Source organism: Micromonospora sp. Utrum1, from assembly GCF_057197805.1.
In genome coordinates this window covers 4,659,013-4,677,376 of the sequence record NZ_CM170071.1, presented here as the reverse complement: position 1 = coordinate 4,677,376, position 18,364 = coordinate 4,659,013, and the positions used below count along the sequence as shown (strand labels likewise).

The following is an 18,364-nucleotide window of genomic DNA, read 5'->3' as shown; positions in this document are numbered from 1 at the left end:
TCGTGGTCCGGGAACGGTGTCCGGGCAGGTCGGAACCGGGACGCGACGGCAGGTGCCAGGGTCGGCGACCGCACCGCCGCCACTGCCGAGCGTAGGCAGGTCGAGTCCGCAGAGGACAGCGCCCGAACGGCGTTCGGTGACACCCCGAAGACATTCGATCATGTCGATCAGGTCGATTGACGCTCGTCACCGTGGACGGTTAGTTTCCGGTCCATCGCCCGGCGGCGGCGCCGATCGCGCCGCGCCCGGGGCTGCCAACGATGGAGGTTCAATGCCGACCCCGAAGAGATGGCACGTCATAGCTTCCGCCGCAACGCTGCTGATCGCCGGCACCCCCGCGGTCACCGCGAGCGCCGGCCCCACCGACACCGACAGCGCCCGGCACGGGCGCGCGGAGTGGGCCGGGACCTGGGCCGCCGCGGTGACCCGAGGGAACACCGTCGGCCTGACCAACACCGGCCTGAACAACCAGAGCATCCGGATGCCGGTGCAGACCACCGTCGGCGGCGACCGGCTCCGGGTCCGGCTCACCAACCTCTACGGCGAGCAGGCCGTCAAGGTCGGCCACGCCACCGTCGCGCGACCCAACACCGCCACCGCCGACGACCTGTCCGACATCGACCCGGCCAGCGTTCGCGAGCTGACCTTCCAGGGCGCCTCCTCGGCCACCATCAACAAGGGCGCCGAGCTGCTCAGCGACCCGCTCGCCTATCCCGTGGCGGAGCAGGAGGACCTGGTCGTCACCCTCTACTTCCCGGTGCTCACCGGCCCGGTCACCTTCCACGGCCAGTCCCGGGTCACCAACTTCATCGGCGCCACCGACCTCACCACCGCGGCCGGCGGCGCCGGCTTCACCATCAAGCCCAACTGCTGCTGGATGTTCCTCTCCGGCATCGACGTGGAGCGCCGGCTCAGCCCCGGCTCGGTGGTCGTGCTCGGCGACTCCATCGGCGACGGCAACGGCAGCACGGTCAACGCCGATCGGCGCTGGCCGGACCTGCTGGCCGAGCGGCTCATCGACGCCCGCCCCGAGGCGCGCACCCCGGGCGTGCTCAACCTGAGCCTCTCCGGCAACCGGCTCAACCACGAGGGCACCGAGCCCGGCGCGGGCGGCTTCCCCGGCTACTACGAGCTGGGCCCGAACGCCCTGGCCCGGCTCAACGAGGACGTCTTCCCGCAGACCGGGGTGCGGACCGTCATCACCCACCTGGGCATCAACGACATCTGGATGAACTGCGACAGCGCGGAGGCCGTCATCGCCGCGCTGCGCCAGCTCAACCAGCAGGCCCAGGAGCGCGGCCTGACCAGCCTGGTCGGCACCATCACCCCCTACGAGGGCAACGGCGGCCCGGGAGTGTGGACCGAGGAGAAGGAGGCCACCCGGCAGGCGGTCAACAGCTGGCTGCGCGGCGCCGGCGGCGCGGAGTTCGACGGGGTGATCGACTTCGACGCCGTGCTGCGTGACCCGACGCACCCGAGCCGGCTGCTGCCGGCGTACGACGCCGGGGACCACATCCACCCGAACGACTCCGGCGCCCAGGCGATGGCGGACGCCGTCCCCCTGCGACTGCTCGGTCTGTGACACCGGCGCGGGGCGGCGTCGGCACGTCGCCGCCCCCGCCGTCTTTCCTGGGGAGGAACCGTGGACGTCGACGAGATCCTGACCGGCCTGTACAGCGAGCAGGGCCGGCAGAACCCCTACCCGTGGTACGCGGCCCTGCACGAGCACGGGCCGATCAACGCGGTCCCGAAGCGGGCCGAGCACAGCACCATCACCGCCGTGGCCGGCGGCTACGACCTGGTCGACCAGGTGCTGCGCGACCCGGGCTGGTACAAGGGCGCCCCGCCCGGCTGGCAGGACCAGGAGATCCTGCGCACCTTCCTGACCTCGATGATGTTCGTCAACCCGCCGGACCACACCCGGATGCGGGCGGTCTTCGCCAAGACGTTCACGCCGCGCCGGCTGGGCGCGCTGGAACCGGTGATCATCCGGATCGTCGAAAACCGCCTGGACCGGATGGCCGAGGCCGGCGCCGAGGGCGCCGAGGTCGACTTCGTGGCCGACTTCGCGTACCCGGTCCCGGCGCTGGTGATGGCCGAGTTCATCGGCCTGCCCGAGGCGGATCTGGCCTGGTACCGGCAGCGGGTCGACTGGATCGACGAGTACATGGACGTGGCCGGCAAGACCCCGGAGCGGCTGGCCCGGGCCAACCAGGCCGCCGACGAGCTCCGCGGCTACTACCGGGACCTGCTCGCCCACCGGCGGCGGCAGCCCGGCGCCGACCTGATCAGCGGGCTGGTCGAGGTGCTGGACGCGGGCGGCGTCGACCTGACCGAGGAGGAGTTGATCAGCAACCTCATCGTGCTGTTCAACGCCAGCTTCGTCACCACCGTCTACATGTTCAGCAACGGCCTGCCGCTGCTGCTGGCCCACCCGGAGGTGGTCGCCGCGCTGCCCGGCGACGACGCGCTGGCCCGCGGCTGCGTGGACGAGGTCCTGCGGATGGAGAGCCCGGTGCACTTCCTGGCCCGCGCCGCGCCGCACGACACCGAGCTGGGCGGTGTGCCGGTCGCTCGGGACGAGAACGTTCTGCTGCTGATCGCGGCGGCCAACCGCGACCCCGCCCGCTTCCCCGACCCGGACCGGTTCGACCCGCACCGCGCGGGACCACCCTCGCTCGCGTTCGGCGTCGGGCTGCACTTCTGCCTCGGCTCGGCGGTGTCCAGGCTGGAGGGCCGGCTGGCCCTGCCCCGGCTCTTCGCCCGCTTCCCCGGGCTGGCCGTCACCCAGCCCTACTCCTACAGCGGGAGCCTCTTCCTGCGCGGCATCGACAAGCTCTTCGTGACCACCGGGGAGGCCCGATGACGCTCGACCCGCAGGTGGTCGCCTGGCGGGCCGCGCGTGCGGCCGCCGGCACCGCGCCGCTCTACACCCAGACCCTGGCCGAGGCCCGCGCCGCCGACCTCGCCGCGATCCGCGCCGGCGCCGGCGCGGTCGAGCCGGTCCACGAGGTACGCGACACGCACGTCCCCGGCCCGGACGGGCCGCTGCCGGTGCGCATCCACCGGCCGGTCGACGACGGCCCCTTGCCCACGCTGGTCTGGTTCTTCGGCGGCGGCTGGACGCTGGGCAGCGTGGACACCGCCGACGGGATCTGCCGACGGCTGGCCAACGCCACGCCCTGCCAGACGGTGACCGTCGGCTACCGGCTGGCACCCGAGCACCGCTTCCCGGCCGCCGTGGACGACTGCCACGCCGCGCTGCGCTGGCTGGCCGGGCACGCCGACGAGTTCCGCATCGACCCGGACCGGCTGGCCGTCGGCGGGGACAGCGCCGGCGGCAACCTGGCCGCCGCGGTGACCCTGCTGGCCCGCGCCGACGGCGGCCCCCGGCTCGCCGCCCAGCTGCTGGTCTATCCGAACACCGACCAGCGGCCCGGCCGCGCGCCCACCGGCGAGGAGGACGCGCTGCTGTTCAACCGGCACTCGGTCGAGTGGTACCGGCGGCACTACCTAGCCGACCCCGGCGAGGCGGCGCACCCGCTCGCCTCGCCGCTGCTCGCCGAGGACCTCGCCGCCCTGCCCCCGGCGCTGGTGATCACCGCGGAGCACGACCCCCTGCGCGACGAGGGGGAGAAGTACGCCGAGCGGCTGGCCGAGGCCGGCGTGCCCACCGAGGCGACCCGGTACGACGGCATGGTCCACGGCTTCTTCGCCATGCCCGGCGTGTTCGACGCCGGGAAGCGGGCCCAGGAGCAGGCCGCCGCGTTCCTGCGAGCGCGGTTCGGGCTCGCCCCGGTCGGGTCGGCCTCCGGCTCGCAGACGGGTGGGTCGGATCGTGACTGAACCCGCGACGACCGACGCCGGACCGAACGCGCCCACGGTGGGTCCGGCGGCGCCGGGGCCGCGACCGGACGGCGGCCGGGAAGACGGGCGCGGGCCCGCGTTCGTGCCGCCGGCCAGCCTGGCCGACTTCGCCGAGCTGGCCCGGGCCGCGCTTCCCGCCGAGGTGTGGGACTTCGTGGCCGGGGGCAGCGGCACCGAGACCACCCTCGCCGCCAACCGAGCCGCGCTGGACCGGGTGGCGGTGCTGCCCCGGATGCTGGCCGGGGTGGACGTCCCGTCCACCGAGGCGCCACTGCCCGGTGGCCGGTACGCCCTGCCGGTGGCGGTCGCGCCGATGGCGTACCAGAAACTGCTGCACCCGGACGGCGAGCTGGGCCTCGCCGCGGCGGCCCGCGCGGCCGGCGTGCCCTACGTGGCGAGCACCCTGGCCAGCACGCCGATCGAGGCGGTCGCCGCCGTCGGCGGCACGGTCTGGTTCCAGCTCTACTGGCTGCGCGACCGGAACATGGTGGCCGACCTGCTGGACCGGGCGCTGACCGCGGGCTGCGCCGGACTGATGGTCACCGTCGACGTGCCGGTGCTCGGCCGGCGGCTGCGCGACGTGCGCAACGGCTTCACGCTGCCGCCGCACGTCACCGCGGCGAACCTGCCCGGCGGCCGGGACGACCTGGCCCACCAGGGCACCCCCGGGGTGTCCGCGGTGGCCGTGCACACCGGCGCGGTGTTCGCCCCCGCGCTGAACTGGGCCGACCTGGCCTGGCTGCGGGAGCGTACCCCGGTGCCGTTGCTGGTGAAGGGCATCCTGGACCCGCGCGACGCGGTCCGCGCGGCGGAGATCGGAGTGGACGCCGTGGTGGTCTCCAACCACGGCGGCCGGCAGCTCGACGGCGCCCCGGGCAGCGCGGCCGCGCTGCCCGAGGTGGTCGCCGCGGTGGGGGAGCGCTGCGCGGTGCTGCTGGACAGCGGCGTGCGCGGCGGCACCGACGTGCTGCGCGCCCTCGCCCTCGGCGCGGCCGGCGTGCTGGTCGGCCGGCCGCTGCTCTGGGCCCTGGGGGCCGGCGGGCGGGCCGGCGCCGAGGCGGCCCTGGCGCTGCTCGCCGCCGAGCTGCGCGACGCGTTGATCCTCAGCGGCTGCGCCGACCCGGCCGCCGCCCGCCAGTTGCGCACCCGGACCGGAGGCTGACGTGGAGCCGGTGGACCTGGCCGTCACGGCCCTGCACCCGAGTGTGGACGACCCCGCGTTGAACTCGATGAACTTCCTCAACGAGGTGGCGCAGCACTACCCGGACGCGGTGTCGCTCGCCGCCGGCCGGCCCTACGAGGAGTTCTTCGACTCCGCGGTGCTGCCCGAGCACCTGGCCACCTTCCGCCGGCACCTCGCCGACGACCTCGGGCTGAGCCCGGCGCAGGTCGACCGGACGCTGCTGCAGTACGGCCGGACCAAGGGCATCGTGCACCACCTGATCGCCCGCAACCTCGCCGTCGACGAGCAGCTCAGCGTCGACCCGGAGGCGATCGTGGTGACCGTCGGGTGCCAGGAGGCGATGTTCCTGGTGCTGCGCGCGCTGCGGGCCGGGCCGCGGGACGTGCTGCTCGCCGTCGCCCCCACGTACGTCGGGCTGACCGGCGCGGCCCGCCTGGTGGACCTGCCGGTGCGCCCGGTCACCGGTGGCCCGGACGGCATCGACCTGGCCGACCTGCGCGACCAGGTGCACCGCGCCCGGGCCGAGGGGCTCCGCCCGCGCGCCTGCTACGTGATGCCCGACTTCGCCAACCCGTCCGGCGTCAGGATGGACCTGGCCCAGCGTCGGCGGCTGCTCGACCTGGCCGCCGAGGAGGAGTTGCTGCTGATCGAGGACAACCCGTACGGACTCTTCCCGGCCACCGGCTCCGAGCGGCTGCCCACCCTCAAGGCGCTCGACACCCGTCGCCGGGTCGTGTACCTCGGCTCGTTCGCCAAGACCGTGCTGCCCGGCGCCCGGGTCGGCTACGTGGTCGCCGACCAGCGGGTGGCCGGCTCCGACGGCACGGTCGGCCCCCTCGCCGACCAGCTCGCGAAGATCAAGAGCATGGTCACCGTGAACACCTCGCCGATCAGCCAGGCGGTGATCGGCGGGGTGCTGCTGGCCCACGGCTGCTCGCTGGTCGCCGCGAACGTCCGGGAACGGGCCGCGTACGCCCGCAACCTGCGACACCTGGTCGACGGGCTGGCCCGCCGCTTCCCGCCCGGCGGGCCGGTGCGGTGGAACGTCCCGGCCGGCGGCTTCTTCGTGGTGGTCACCGTGCCGTTCGGCGTGGACGACGCGCTGCTGCACCGCTCGGCCCGCGAGTACGGCGTGCTCTGGACCCCGATGGCGCACTTCTACGACGCCGGCACCCCGGTGAACGCGCTTCGGCTGTCGGTCAGCGCGGTCACCCCGGAGCAGATCGACCTGGGCCTGGAACGGCTCACGGCGCTGATCACCGACGAGTCGGCCGGTGCGGTCGGCAGCGCCGTCAGCGCGTGTGCGGCCCCCTGATCTCACCGGATCCGCGCACCACCAGCCGGGTGGCGACCGGGTGGATTGTGGGTCGCCACTGATCTCCGTCCAGCCGCCGGAAGATCAGCGAGGCGGCCACCCGCCCCATCTCGGCCGGGTCCTGGGCGACCACCGTAACCGCCGGCTGGAGGAGGTCGGCCAGGGGGAAGTCGTCGAAGCCGACGAGGGCCACCTCGTGCTGCCGGCCGAGTTCCTGCAGGGCGCGGATGGCGCCGATGGTGACCAGGTTCTGGGAGGTGAACAGCGCCGTCGGGGCCGGGTCCTCGCGCAGCAGCCGGCGGACCGCCTCCGCCGAGTCGTGCTCGGTGTGCAGGTCGTGGACCATGGTGGCCGGCCGGATGCCGTGATCGCTCAGCGCCTCCTTGAAGCCCTGCGCGCGCTGCCGGGCCGTCGCGATGGTCCGCAGGTCGCCCAGGTACGCGATGTCCCGGTGGCCGTGCGTGACGAGGTGGTGCACCGCGGTGGCGGCCCCGTGGTGATTGTCGGACAGCACGGCGTCGACCGCCAGGCCGACCGGCGGCCGGTCCACGAACACGACCGGAGTGCCGGCCGCGACCTCCCCGGCCAGGTAGCTCTGGTCGTCGGTGGCGGGCACCACGACCAGGGCGTCGGCCTGCCGCATCGTGAAGGCGTGCACCAGCTCCCGCTCCCGTTCCGGGCTCTCGTCCACGCTGCCGGCGAAGATGAGCACGCCCCGGTCCCGGGCGGCGTCCTCGAGGGCCCGGTGCAGGGCGGCCGAGAAGGGGTTGGCCAGATCCTCCAGGACCGCGGCGATGGCCGCGCTGCGGCCGCTGGACCGCCGCAGGCTGCTCGCGGTGAAGTTCGGCCGGTAGTCGAGCTGGGCGATCGCCCGGCGTACCGCGGCGAGCTTCGGCGCGGAGACCCCCGCCTCTCCGTTGACCACCCGCGAGACGGTCTTGGTGCTGACCCCGGCCAGCAGCGCGACGTCTCGGAGCGTGGGCCGGGCCTTGACGCCGGCCGGCGGGGCGGAGGCGGCAGCGTGCATGGGCGCTCCTACCGGAAGGAAGTGCGTGCGGTGGCGGGTGGGGCCACGGCGAAACGCCCAGCCCCACCCGCCGTTGATCGTCTGCCAGGTTAGCGCCACACCGACTGCAACGGCCGGACCGTGAGCGAGCGCACCACCACGGCGCCGCCCTCGGCGAACAGGCCCGTCCCATCGCTCGTGGGCGCCGGGAAGATCTGGTCCGTCACGGTGGTCTGCCCGGCGCCGCCGAACACCTCGACGGAGGAACGATCCACGTACACCGTCATCCGTACCCGGTTGCCGTCCACCGACAGGGGACCGGAGTGCACGGCGGGGAAGGGTGGGGCGGCCTGCTGGCCGGAGCGCGTCCGGTCGACGAAGAGGCGGCCTGCCCCCGCGTCGTACCCGATCAGCGTCCGTTCGTCGCCACCGGCGCGTACCTGGAGGCCGAACCGGCGGGCGTTGCGGAGCTCGAACTCCGCCCGGATCTCCAGCACCGTGCCGTCCGCCGCCGCGGGCAGGTCGCGCACCCCTGCCGGGACGGTGGTGTCCCGCAGGGTGTACGCCGGGCCGTCGCCCCGCAGCGAGGTGAGCTGCGCGGTCGGCGACTGGACCAGGCGGACCCGGCCGTCGATCGTGCGCAGGGCGAGTTCCCGGGGCAGGGCCATCGCGCCGCGCCAGGGCGCGGTCGGGACACTGCCGGCGTACTGCCAGTTGTTCAGCCAGCCGATCGCGACCCGCCGCCCGCCCGGGGCATTGTTATACGTGACCGCGGCGTAGTAGTCCGCCCCGTGGTCGAGCCAGTCGTAGCGGTCCAGCTCGCGCGGCGCCGGCCGGTCGGCGAACATCACGTGGTCGACGAGGATGTGCCCCCAGCCGCCCGAGTTGAAGTCGTTGACCTCCAGGTGGGCCCGCTTCCCGGTGAGGTCGCGGACGTCCCAGGCGACCCAGTCGAGGCGCTCGCTGTCCGCGCCGGTCGCGGTCCGGACCACCTGGCCGTCCACGACCAGGTTCACCGCGGTCTCTACCGCGCGGGGCAGGACGGGCTCGTCGCTGGCGACGAGCTGGTCCACCAGCAGGTGGCCCCAGCCGCCGGTGTTCTCGTCCACGATCCGCAGCTGCGCGCTGCGGCCACGGAACTCGGTCACGTCCCAGTCGCGCCAGTTCATGAAGCCGGAGAAGTTACCGGTGGCGGTGCGCACCACCCGGCCGTCCACCAGCAGCTCGACCACCGTCCGCCCGGTGCCGTCGTCGAGGTGCCCGCCGGCACCGACGAGCAGGCCGAGGTGGTCGCGGTCGACGGTGAAGGCGGGCGAGGTCAGCGTGCCGGTCGTCGAGTCGGCCTCGAAGAAGGTGGTGAGCAGCTTGTCGCCGACGTGGCCGCGTTCCCACCGGGCCGGGCCCACCACCGGCGCGCGGTCGCGCAGGCCGCCGGTCGCCGTCCAGCCAGCCTGCTCGTACGTCCGGCCGTCGGGCAGCTCGAAGTCGATCACCGGTTCGGCGCCGGCCGGCACGAACTCTGTCGTCGTGTCCGGCAGGTGCGGGTGCGCGCCCCCGCCGACGAGCAGGTTGAGGTAGCCCCGGTCGATGGTGAAGTCAGGGGAGACGAGCCGGCCCCGGGGGGCGTCGAAGCCGAGGAAGCTGTTCACCAAGGCCCCGCCCCGGAAACCGCTGACCTGCTGCTGGCCCGGCACCGTGCCCGGGTACGGGGCGCCGCCGAACGGCCCCGGTCCCAGCACCGGGTCGTTCTCCACCGTCCAGCCGGCGTAACCGTCCTCGAAGTCGGCGAAGAGCGTCCCGGCCGGCGGCTCCGCCTCGCCGGTCACCACGTTGTCGGCGGTGAAGGTGGTGCCGTCCCAGTCGCCGACGAAGTACTGCGCGCCCGAACCGCCGGCGACCGCGCCGGGGTTGAGGTTGACGATCAGCACCCACTTCGGGTGCGCCGGGTCGCCGTCGACGGGCAGCTCGAACAGATCCGGCACCTCCCACACACCACCGACCGCGTTGGCCGGGCCGAAGTCGCTCAGGTGGGTCCACGACCGCAGGTCGGCCGAGCCGTAGAAGCTCACCTTGTGCTCGGTGGCCCGGACCACCGCCATGGTCCAGCGACCGGACCTGGTGTCCCAGAAGACCTTGGGATCGCGGAACTCCCGCGAACCGAGGTCCAGCACCGGGTTTCCGGCGTATTTGGTCCAGGTGCGACCCCGGTCGGTGCTGTACGCCAGCGACTGGGCCTGGATGCCGGTGGCCGGGTACCAGCTGGTGTAGACGGCGACCATCGCTGGCGCGCCGGGGCGGCCGAAGCCGGAGGTGTTCCGCTCGTCGACCACCATCGACCCGGAGAAGATGTGCTCGTCGGCCGAGTACGGAATGGCCAGCGGCAGCTCCTCCCAGTGCAGCAGGTCCTCGCTGACCGCGTGCCCCCAGGACATGTTCCCCCACTGCGCGCCCTCGGGGTTGTACTGGTAGAAGAGGTGCCACTCGCCCTGGTACCAGACGAGCCCGTTCGGATCGTTCATCCAGTTGCGCGCCGGGCTGAAGTGCAGCTGTGGCCGATACGGCTCGTCCCTGGTCGTCGCTCCCGCGGCAGCGGCGCCCGGCGCCGCCGCCACGAGAGCCGCGGCCGCGCAGGCGGCCAACCATCGGCGGATCCTCATCCCATCCTCCGTCCATCGAGGACGCCCGGGCCGACCGGGTCGACGTCGGGCATGACCGTGGGGCGAATCCTGAGCCGGCTTTGACATCGATGTCAAGTGGGGCGTGCGAGTTACCTGGCGGTTGGAGGAAACCACCGGCAAAGGCATTGACATCTCCCGGCTACTGCGTCGAAACTGCCCTGACATCGTTGTCAAATCTGCCCCGGCCCTCGTGGGTGCCTGATGGGAGAACACATGATCCAGCGCATCGGCCGCCGTCGCGCCGCTCTGCTGGCCGCCGTAGCGGCGACCGGCATGGTCGTCGCCGGCTGCGGTGACAGCTCGGGTGGCGGCGGCTCCGGCGACGAGAGCGTCGCGGTAGCCCTGATCACCAAGAACTCCACGAACCCGTTCTTCGTCACCATGCAGCAGGGCGCGAAGAAGGCCGCCGAGGCGGAGGGCGTGAAGCTGACCCTGGCCGCCGGCAAGGAGGACGGCGACGAGGCCGGCCAGGTGCAGGCGATCGAGGACGCCATCGCCCGCGGTGACGAGGGCATCCTGATCACCCCGAACGGTCCCGGCGTCAACCCGGCCATCAAGAAGGCCCGTGACGCCGGCCTCTACGTGATCGCGCTGGACACCCCGCCCGACCCGGCGAACACCGTGGACATCACCTTCGCCACCGACAACTTCACGGCCGGCGAGCTGATCGGCAAGTGGACGGCGACCCAGCTCGCCGGCAAGCCGGCCACCATCGCCCTGCTCGACCTCTTCAATGACAAGATCGTCTCCGTCGACTACAACCGGGACCAGGGCTTCCTGACCGGCATGGGCATCGACACCGGCGACAAGAAGAAGAACGGCGACGAGGCGAAGACGGGCAGCTACTCGGGCGGCAGCTACACGATCGCCTGCAACGAGCCGACCAACGGCGCCGAGGACGGCGGCCGGACGGCCATGGAGAACTGCCTGACCAAGAACCCGGACATCAACGTCGTCTACACCATCAACGAGCCGGCCGCGGTCGGCGCGCACAAGGCCCTCCAGGCGGCCGGCAAGACCCAGGGTGTCCTGGTCGTCTCGGTCGACGGCGGCTGCGACGGCGTACGGCAGGTCAAGGACGGCGTCATCGGCGCCACCTCGCAGCAGTACCCGCTGAAGATGGCCGAGCTGGGCGTCCAGGCGATCAAGAAGATCGCGAACGACGGGGAGAAGCCGAAGGTCTCCGACGGCCTGGACTTCTTCGACACCGGCGTCGCCCTGGTCACCGACAAGCCGGCCGCCGGCGTCGAGACCATCACCAGCGCCGACGGCGCCCAGCGCTGCTGGGGCTGACCATCCCCGCCACGGCCGAGGGCCCGGGGCATCCTCCGCCCCGCGCCCTCGGCCGGGCAGTCCGTCCGCCACCGCCGAATCCGGCAGGGAGCCTCCGATGACCGCCACGACCCCACCCACCACCGCCGCCCAGCAGTTCGCGCTGCGCCGGCACACGCCACTGCGACGTGTTCAGCACCTGCTGCACGCGCACCCCGCGATCAGCCCGTTCCTCGTGCTGGTCATCTCGTTCGTCGTCTTCTCCACGCTGAACCCGCGCTTCGCGTCACCCAACTCGCTCTCGCTGGTGCTCCAGCAGGTGGCCGTGATCGGCGCGCTCGCCGTCGGGCAGACGCTGATCATCCTGACCGCCGGCATCGACCTCTCGGTCGGCGCCATCGTCATCCTGGCCATGATGCTCTCCGCGAAGCTGGCCGAGGGGCAGGGACTACTGCCGGGTGCCCTCGCCATCGTCCTCGCCATCGGGGTCGGCGCCGCAGCGGGCGCGCTCAACGGGGCGCTGGTGACCCGACTCAAGCTGCCGCCGTTCATCGTCACCCTCGGCACGCTGAGCGTCTTCACCGCCCTCGGGCTGCTCCACTCGAGCGGCCAGAGCGTCCAGGCCACCGACCTCCCGGCGGTGCTGAGCTGGACCGGTGAGTCGTTCCCGATGGGTCGGTTCCGGGTCACCTTCGGGGTCGTCGCGGTCCTCGTCCTCTACCTTGCGGTGGGCTACGCCCTGGCCAAGACCGCCTGGGGACGGCACGTCTACGCCGTGGGCGACGACAAGGAGGCCGCCCGGCTGGCCGGCATCCGGGTCGACCGGGTGCTGCTCAGCGTCTACCTCGTCGCCGGCGCGATCTACGGCCTCACCGCCTGGATCCTCATCGGACGCGCCGGCGCGGCCAGCCCCAACGCCATCACGGACGCCAACCTGGAGAGCATCACCGCCGTCGTCATCGGTGGCACCAGCCTCTTCGGCGGCCGGGGCGCGGTGCTGGGCACCCTGCTCGGCGCGCTGATCGTCGGCTTCTTCCGGAGCGGCCTGTCCCTCGCCGGAGTGGACGACCAGTACCGGGTACTCGCCGTCGGCCTGCTGGTGATCCTCGCCGTGGCCGTGGACCAGTGGATCAGGAAGGTGAGGTCATGACCGCCACCACCACGCCCGCCCCCGCCGGCCGGTCCGGCGCCGCCGACAGCGGCCAACGGTCACCGGTGCTGTCGGCCCGGGGCCTGGTCAAGACGTTCGGCAGGGTCGTCGGGCTGGACGGGGTGGACCTCGACCTGTACCCGGGCGAGGTGCTCGCCGTGATCGGGGACAACGGCGCCGGGAAGTCCACCCTGATCAAGTGCCTGACCGGCGCGCTAACGCCCGACGCCGGGGAGATCCTCCTGGCGGGGAAGCCGGCACAGTTCAAGCGGCCGCAGGACGCCCGGGACGCCGGTATCGAGACGGTCTACCAGACCCTCGCCGTGGCGCCGGCCCTGGACATCGCCAGCAACCTCTTCCTCGGTCGGGAGAAGCGCCGGCCGGGCGTGCTCGGTTCGGTCTTCCGGATGCTCGACCACAAGGGTATGCGTCGGGAGGCCGCGCAGGCCCTGGCCGACCTGGGGATCGGCACCCTGCAGAACGTGGCGCAGGCGGTCGAGACGCTCTCCGGCGGCCAGCGTCAGGCCGTGTCGGTGGCCCGGGCCGCGGCCTTCGGCAGCAAGGTGATCGTGCTCGACGAGCCGACCGCCGCGCTCGGTGTCAAAGAGTCCAACCAGGTGCTGCGGATGATCGAGGAGGTGCGCTCCCGGGGCCTGCCGGTCATCCTCATCAGCCACAACATGCCCCATGTGTTCGAGGTGGCCGACCGCATCCACATCCAGCGACTGGGTCGGTGCGCGGGCGTGGTGACTCCGGCCTCCCACACCATGCCGGAGGTGGTGGCCGTCATGACCGGCGCGACCACCCTCGAGGAGACGCCGGGCCGGACGGCGGACTGAACCGCCGTGCACGTGACCGGGGTGGCGCGGGCCCCAGGAAAGGAAGACTGTGATCACCGTTGTCGGCGAGAGCCTGGTGGACCTCATCGAGGATCCCTCGGGCGTGGCGGCCGCCCACCCGGGCGGCAGCCCGGCGAACGTGGCGGTGGCGTTGGGCCGCCTCGACCAGCCCGCCACCCTGCTCACCCAGCTGGGTGACGACGCGTACGGGCGGCTTCTCCGCGCCCACCTGGCCGGCAGCGGCGTACGGCTGGATCCGGCGTCGCTGTCGGACCTGCCGTCCACCAGCGTGGCCCGGACCCGGGTGGGCGCGGACGGCCAGGCCGGCTACGACTTCGACATCGACTGGCGCTCCTTCCCGCAGCGGGCCCTGACCGATGTCGGGGCCGGCAGCGACTGCCTGCACACCGGCTCGTTGGCGACCGTGCTCGCGCCCGGCGCGGACGACGTGCTGGCGCTGGTCCAGGACCGGCGGGCCACCACGATGATCAGTTACGACCCGAACTGCCGGCCGTCCCTGATGGGCGAGCCGGCGACGGTCCTGCGCCGGGTCGAGGAGCTGGTGGCGGCGAGCGACGTGGTGAAGGTCAGCCGGGAGGACCTGGCCTGGCTCCACCCGGGACGCGCACACGAACGGGTCGGACGGGAGTGGCTCGAGCGAGGCGCCGTCCTCGTCGTGGTGACGTGCGGTGAACGTGGAGCGTGGGCGGGTACCCGACACGGCGAGGTGCGGGTCGACGCCCTGCCGGTGCGGGTGGTGGACACCGTCGGGGCAGGGGACGCCTTCACCGCCGGCGTGCTGGCCGCGCTGGCCCAGCGGGACCTGCTCGGCGCCGCGCGGCGGGCCGCCCTCGACACCGCCGACCCGGCCACGATCGCCGGCGTGCTCCGGGACGCCGCACGAGTGGCCGCCTGGACGTGTGGGCGGAAGGGAGCCGATCCGCCCACCCGGGCCCAGCTGACCGCCCGGCGCGTCCCGGCCTGACGCCGCGCTGTCGCCGTCCCGCCACCACCCGTGTTCCCGGGCGGGACGGCCACCGTTGATAATGGACGGATGGTTGCCTGGGAGTACGCGTTGCTGGTCCGCCGCTATCAGGGGCAGGGCCGCAATTTCCACGTCACGTTCGTCTGGTACGCCCCGGACGGGTCGCGAACCGATGTGACCGCGTACGGCGACACCGCGATCGCGCACCTCAACCGGGTCGGCCGGGAGGGCTGGGAGCTGGTTTCCGCCGCCGAGGACGTGAACAACGTGCAGGGCAGCACCGAGGTGCACCGCTACCACCTCAAGCGCCCCCTGCGCTGACCGGCTAGCGTGGCCTCCCAGGTCGGGGAGGAGCAGCGGGTGGGCCGGTACGTCGTCGGGGTGGACTTCGGCACGCTCTCCGGGCGGGCCGTGGTGGTCGACGTGGCCGACGGCGCCGAGCGGGGCAGCGCCGTGCACGCCGGCACGGGGTGATCACCGAGCGGCTACCCGGCCGGCCGGCGCTGCGGCCCGGCTGGGCGCTCCAGGATCCCGCCGACCACATCGAGGTGCTGCGCACCGCCGTGCCCGCCGCCGTCCGCGCCGCCGGGATCGACCCGACCGAGGTGATCGGCGTCGGCCTCGACGCCACCTCCTGCACGGTGCTGCCCACCCGCGCCGACGGCACCCCGCTCGCCGAGCTGCCGGAGTTCCGGGACCGGCCGCACGCCTGGCCGAAGCTCTGGAAGCACCACTCGGCGCAGCGGCAGGCCGAGCGGATCAACACGCTGGCCGCCGCCCGCGGCGAGCCCTGGCTGGCCCGGTACGGCGGCCGCGTCTCCGCCGAGTGGCAGCTCGCCAAGGCCCTCGAACTGCTGGAGGAGGACCCGGAGGTCTTCCACCGCGCCGAGCGCTGGGTCGAGACCGCCGACTGGCTGGTCCGACGGCTCTGCGGCCGGGAGACGCGCAACGCCTCCGCCGCCGGCTTCAAGGGGCTGTCAGCAGCTGTCAACTGATGACGCTTTTATGATGCGTGAGTGAACTTGAAGCAGTGGGCGGAGCGCGAAGGCGTGCACCACGTCACCGCATACCGGTGGTTCCGGGAAGGCCGGTACCCGTCCCCGCTCGCAAAGTCGGACGGCTGATCCTGGTGGAGGTGTCGGGCTCGACGGAGCCCGTCACGGAGTCGGTCGTTGTGTATGCGCGGGTGTCCTCGGCGGACCAGCGCGCCGACCTGGATCGCCAGGTTGCCCGGGTGACCGGGTGGGCCACTGGCCAAGGGCTGGTGGTGTCGCGTGTGGTGACCGAGGTCGGCTCCGCACCCAATGGACACCGGAAGAAGTTCCTCGCCCTGCTGCGTGAGGCGTCGGTCACCACGATCGTGGTGGAACATCGCGACAGGTTCGCTCGCTTCGGTGCCGAGTATGTCGAGGCGGCGCTGGCCGCGCAGGGGCGGCGCCTCTTGGTCGTCGACCCCGCGGAGGTTGACGACGACCTGGTCCGGGACGTGACCGAGATTCTGACCAGCCTCTGCGCCCGCCTGTACGGGCGTCGTGCGGCGGCGAACCGTGCCCGCCGTGCAGTTCAGGCCGTCACCGGACCGGGCGCGCGCTGATGGCTGCAGGGAAGGTCGTGGTGAGGTGCAATGGCTGCGCGAAGACGCAGACGCTCAGACCGTCCAAGATTGAGCCGTGTGACGGCTACTACTGCACACCCGAGCACGGGCCGAAGGATGACCAGCCCCCAGGGCTGGTACGTCAGCAGATCATCAACGCTGCCGGCGGATTTTGGGGTTGGCGTGACGTCGTGCCGATCCAGGAGGACATGGACGCGATCGCTCGTGCTCGGGCGATCATGGCTCTCGGCCAGGCCAAGCAGATCGTCGACGAGGCCGTGGGTGGCGTCGCGTGAAGGTGATGCAGGCGTACCGCTTCGCCCTGGACCTAACCCCCGCTCAGGAGCGGGACCTGGCCCGTCACGCTGGTGCGGCAAGGAAGGCTCACAACTGGGCCCTGGACCGGGTGAAGGCGGTGATGGCGCAGCGGGCCGCCGAACATTCCTACGGCATCGGCGACGATCAGCTCACCCCGGCCGTTGGTTCGACGCTACCGGCGCTGCGCCGTGAGTGGAACCAAGCCAAGGACGAGGTGGCGCCGTGGTGGCGGGAGTGCTCGAAGGAGGCGCACAACACCGGCCTGGATGCGCTAGCCCGCGCGTTGAAGAACTGGTCCGACTCCCGCTGCGGCAAGCGCGCCGGTAGGCTGGTCGGTTTCCCGCGGCGCAAGTCGAAGCGCCGCACGACCCCGTCCGTGCGATTCACCACCGGGGTCATCCGCGTCGCGCCCGACCGCAAGCATGTGACCCTGCCCCGGTTGGGAACGATCAAGCTACACGAGTCCGCCCGCAAGCTGGCCCGCCGGCTCGAGGCCGGCACCGCCCGAATCCTGTCCGCCACGGTGCGGCGCGAGGCGGGCCGCTGGCACGTGGCGTTCACCTGCGAGGTCGAACGATCAGATCGTAAGCCGAGCAGACCGACGGGCATGGTCGGTGTCGACGTCGGCATCCACCGTCTGGCGGTGCTGTCCACCGGCGACGTCGAACCCAACCCCGCCACCTGTATGCCGCCCAGCGAAGCCTTCGCCGCCTCGGACGCGCCGTGGCCCGCAAACGCGGCCCCTACGACCCGGCCACCCGCACCCCCATCACCGCCTCCCGCCGGTGGGAGCGGACATCGAAGCGGCTGTCCCGACAACATGCGCGGGTGGCGAACCTGCGCCGCGACGGACTGCACAAACTCACCACGCGGTTGGCCGGTGAGTACGCCACGATCGTGGTCGAAGACCTCAACGTGGCCGGGATGGTGCGCAACCGTCGCCTGGCCAGGGTCATCAGCGACGCCGGGTTCGGGGAGATCCGCCGGCAACTCGCGTACAAGACCGTCTGGAACGGCGGCCAGCTCGTAACCGCCGACCGGTGGTATCCATCCTCCAAAACCTGTTCGGGCTGCGGCGCGGTGAAACCCAAACTGCCGCTGCGGATCCGGACCTTCACCTGCCAGGCGTGCCTTCTGGTCCTGGACCGGGATCTCAACGCCGCACGCAACCTCGCACAACTCGTGGTCGCCCGGAGTGGCTCGGAGACTGTAAACGGACGTGGAGCCGACCGTAAGACCCGCCCCGGCGGGCCGGTGGCTGTGAAGCGTCTACCCGGCACCGCCTCGGCGGGTCAGACCGGGACCGCCCCACCGCAAGGCGGGACTGCCGATCATGCGCTTATTAGCGCTTCATGAAAGGCAACGGCTACGCCAGGACGGCCACCACCCGGCCCCCGACTTCCTCGCTGCGCTGGACCCGGACCTGCCCGACCTGCTGGCGAAGATCGACGGGCCGTTGCTGCCGCCGGCCGCCCGGGCCGGCGGGCTGACCGCCGAGGCGGCCGGCTGGACCGGCCTGCCCGCCGGGATCCCGGTGGCCGCCCGGGCGATCGACACGCACGTCACCGCGGCGGCGGCCCGGTCGGTGGCGCCCGGCCGGATGCTCGCCGTGCTCGACACCTCCACCTGCCTGATCATGAACGCGCGGACCTGTCACGAGGTGCCCGGCGTCTGCGGCGTCGTCGAGGGCGGCGTCACCGCCGGCCGGTGGGGCTACGAGGCCGGCCAGAGCGGGGTCGGTGACATCTTCGCCTGGTACGTCGCGCGTGCCCTGCCCGCGTCGTACGCCGAGGAGGCCGTCCGCCGCGGAGTGTCGGTGCACGAGCTGCTGGACTCGCTCGCCGCCGACCAGCCGGTGGGCGGGCACGGGCTGCTCGCGCTGGACTGGCACAGCGGCAACCGGTCGGTGCTGATGGACCACGAGCTGAGCGGGGTGCTGGTCGGGCTCACCCTGGCCACCCGGCCCGAGGAGATCTGGCGGGCGCTGCTGGAGGCGACCGCGTTCGGCGCCCACACCGTGGTCGAGGCGTTCGAGGCCGCCGGCGTACCCGTCGACGAGCTGACCGCCGCCGGAGGGCTCACCGCCAACCGCCTCCTGCTGCGCATCTACGCCGACGTGCTGCGCCGCCCGCTGCACGTGGTGGACGCCGCGCACCC

General features: G+C 72.8%; 16 protein-coding genes and 3 pseudogenes. 17 read left to right on the top strand and 2 right to left on the bottom strand.

Annotated features, from left to right (window positions below; genetic code table 11):
- The first annotated feature begins 298 nt into the window (after positions 1 to 298).
- The 5 genes from AC0OLQ_RS21985 (at position 299) to AC0OLQ_RS21965 (ending at position 6,365) form a co-directional block, all read left to right on the top strand.
- Positions 299 to 1,582 carry an SGNH/GDSL hydrolase family protein gene (locus AC0OLQ_RS21985; RefSeq protein ID WP_484532401.1) on the top strand — a complete coding sequence of 428 codons (1,284 nt, stop codon included), beginning with the start codon at positions 299 to 301 and terminating at the stop codon, positions 1,580 to 1,582.
- 60 nt (positions 1,583 to 1,642) lie between these two features.
- Complete coding sequence (locus tag AC0OLQ_RS21980) at positions 1,643 to 2,866, top strand: cytochrome P450 (protein ID WP_484527800.1); 1,224 nt, start codon at positions 1,643 to 1,645, stop codon at positions 2,864 to 2,866.
- Positions 2,863 to 3,846, top strand: a complete 984-nt coding sequence (locus AC0OLQ_RS21975; protein ID WP_484527799.1) for an alpha/beta hydrolase — start codon at positions 2,863 to 2,865, stop codon at positions 3,844 to 3,846. The genes AC0OLQ_RS21980 and AC0OLQ_RS21975 overlap by 4 nt, the downstream gene beginning before the upstream one ends.
- A 103-nt stretch (positions 3,847 to 3,949) precedes the next feature.
- Positions 3,950 to 5,029, top strand: a complete 1,080-nt coding sequence (locus tag AC0OLQ_RS21970; RefSeq protein ID WP_484532400.1) for an alpha-hydroxy acid oxidase — start codon at positions 3,950 to 3,952, stop codon at positions 5,027 to 5,029.
- Position 5,030: 1 nt separating this feature from the next.
- Positions 5,031 to 6,365, top strand: a complete 1,335-nt coding sequence (locus tag AC0OLQ_RS21965) for an aminotransferase-like domain-containing protein (protein ID WP_484527798.1) — start codon at positions 5,031 to 5,033, stop codon at positions 6,363 to 6,365.
- Here the strand turns inward: AC0OLQ_RS21965 and AC0OLQ_RS21960 are convergent.
- Together AC0OLQ_RS21960 and AC0OLQ_RS21955 are read right to left on the bottom strand one after the other, a co-directional pair.
- A complete protein-coding gene (locus AC0OLQ_RS21960) occupies positions 6,343 to 7,392 on the bottom strand; it encodes a LacI family DNA-binding transcriptional regulator (protein WP_484527797.1) in 1,050 nt (349 codons plus the stop codon). The two genes, AC0OLQ_RS21965 and AC0OLQ_RS21960, sit on opposite strands and share 23 nt — an antisense overlap.
- Positions 7,393 to 7,481: 89 nt before the next feature.
- A complete protein-coding gene (locus tag AC0OLQ_RS21955; protein WP_484527796.1) occupies positions 7,482 to 10,028 on the bottom strand; it encodes a GH32 C-terminal domain-containing protein in 2,547 nt (848 codons plus the stop codon).
- 234 nt (positions 10,029 to 10,262) lie between these two features.
- Here AC0OLQ_RS21955 and AC0OLQ_RS21950 point away from each other — a divergent pair, with 234 nt between their 5' ends.
- The 12 genes and pseudogenes from AC0OLQ_RS21950 to AC0OLQ_RS21895 all read left to right on the top strand — a co-directional run.
- Positions 10,263 to 11,342, top strand: coding sequence for a substrate-binding domain-containing protein (locus AC0OLQ_RS21950; RefSeq protein WP_484527795.1), 1,080 nt, complete (start codon positions 10,263 to 10,265; stop codon positions 11,340 to 11,342).
- 97 nt (positions 11,343 to 11,439) lie between these two features.
- Complete coding sequence (locus tag AC0OLQ_RS21945) at positions 11,440 to 12,471, top strand: ABC transporter permease (RefSeq protein WP_484527794.1); 1,032 nt, start codon at positions 11,440 to 11,442, stop codon at positions 12,469 to 12,471.
- Positions 12,468 to 13,310 (top strand): ATP-binding cassette domain-containing protein, encoded by an 843-nt coding sequence (locus tag AC0OLQ_RS21940; protein ID WP_484527793.1) that lies wholly within the window; start codon positions 12,468 to 12,470, stop codon positions 13,308 to 13,310. Before AC0OLQ_RS21945 ends, AC0OLQ_RS21940 begins: the two co-directional genes overlap by 4 nt.
- Positions 13,311 to 13,359: 49 nt before the next feature.
- Positions 13,360 to 14,295, top strand: coding sequence for a carbohydrate kinase family protein (locus tag AC0OLQ_RS21935; RefSeq protein ID WP_484527792.1), 936 nt, complete (start codon positions 13,360 to 13,362; stop codon positions 14,293 to 14,295).
- A gap of 69 nt (positions 14,296 to 14,364) precedes the next feature.
- The gene (locus AC0OLQ_RS21930; protein WP_484527791.1) at positions 14,365 to 14,616 is read left to right on the top strand and encodes a hypothetical protein; all 252 of its coding nucleotides are present in this window, start codon (positions 14,365 to 14,367) and stop codon (positions 14,614 to 14,616) included.
- A 9-nt stretch (positions 14,617 to 14,625) separates the two neighbouring features.
- Positions 14,626 to 14,769 carry a hypothetical protein gene (locus tag AC0OLQ_RS21925; RefSeq protein ID WP_484527790.1) on the top strand — a complete coding sequence of 48 codons (144 nt, stop codon included), beginning with the start codon at positions 14,626 to 14,628 and terminating at the stop codon, positions 14,767 to 14,769.
- The gene (locus AC0OLQ_RS21920) at positions 14,766 to 15,290 is read left to right on the top strand and encodes a hypothetical protein (RefSeq protein ID WP_484527789.1); all 525 of its coding nucleotides are present in this window, start codon (positions 14,766 to 14,768) and stop codon (positions 15,288 to 15,290) included. Before AC0OLQ_RS21925 ends, AC0OLQ_RS21920 begins: the two co-directional genes overlap by 4 nt.
- A gap of 21 nt (positions 15,291 to 15,311) precedes the next feature.
- Positions 15,312 to 15,889: pseudogene (locus tag AC0OLQ_RS21915) on the top strand (IS607 family transposase).
- Positions 15,889 to 16,185 carry a hypothetical protein gene (locus AC0OLQ_RS21910; protein ID WP_484527788.1) on the top strand — a complete coding sequence of 99 codons (297 nt, stop codon included), beginning with the start codon at positions 15,889 to 15,891 and terminating at the stop codon, positions 16,183 to 16,185. Before AC0OLQ_RS21915 ends, AC0OLQ_RS21910 begins: the two are co-directional and overlap by 1 nt.
- 5 nt (positions 16,186 to 16,190) lie before the next feature.
- Positions 16,191 to 16,253, top strand: a pseudogene (locus AC0OLQ_RS21905) (hypothetical protein); the annotation flags it as partial.
- A gap of 677 nt (positions 16,254 to 16,930) precedes the next feature.
- Positions 16,931 to 17,563 carry an RNA-guided endonuclease TnpB family protein gene (locus AC0OLQ_RS21900; RefSeq protein ID WP_484527787.1) on the top strand — a complete coding sequence of 211 codons (633 nt, stop codon included), beginning with the start codon at positions 16,931 to 16,933 and terminating at the stop codon, positions 17,561 to 17,563.
- A pseudogene (locus AC0OLQ_RS21895) lies at positions 17,541 to 18,344 on the top strand (FGGY-family carbohydrate kinase); the annotation flags it as partial. The gene AC0OLQ_RS21900 and the pseudogene AC0OLQ_RS21895, both read left to right, overlap by 23 nt.
- Between the last annotated feature and the right edge of the window lie 20 nt (positions 18,345 to 18,364).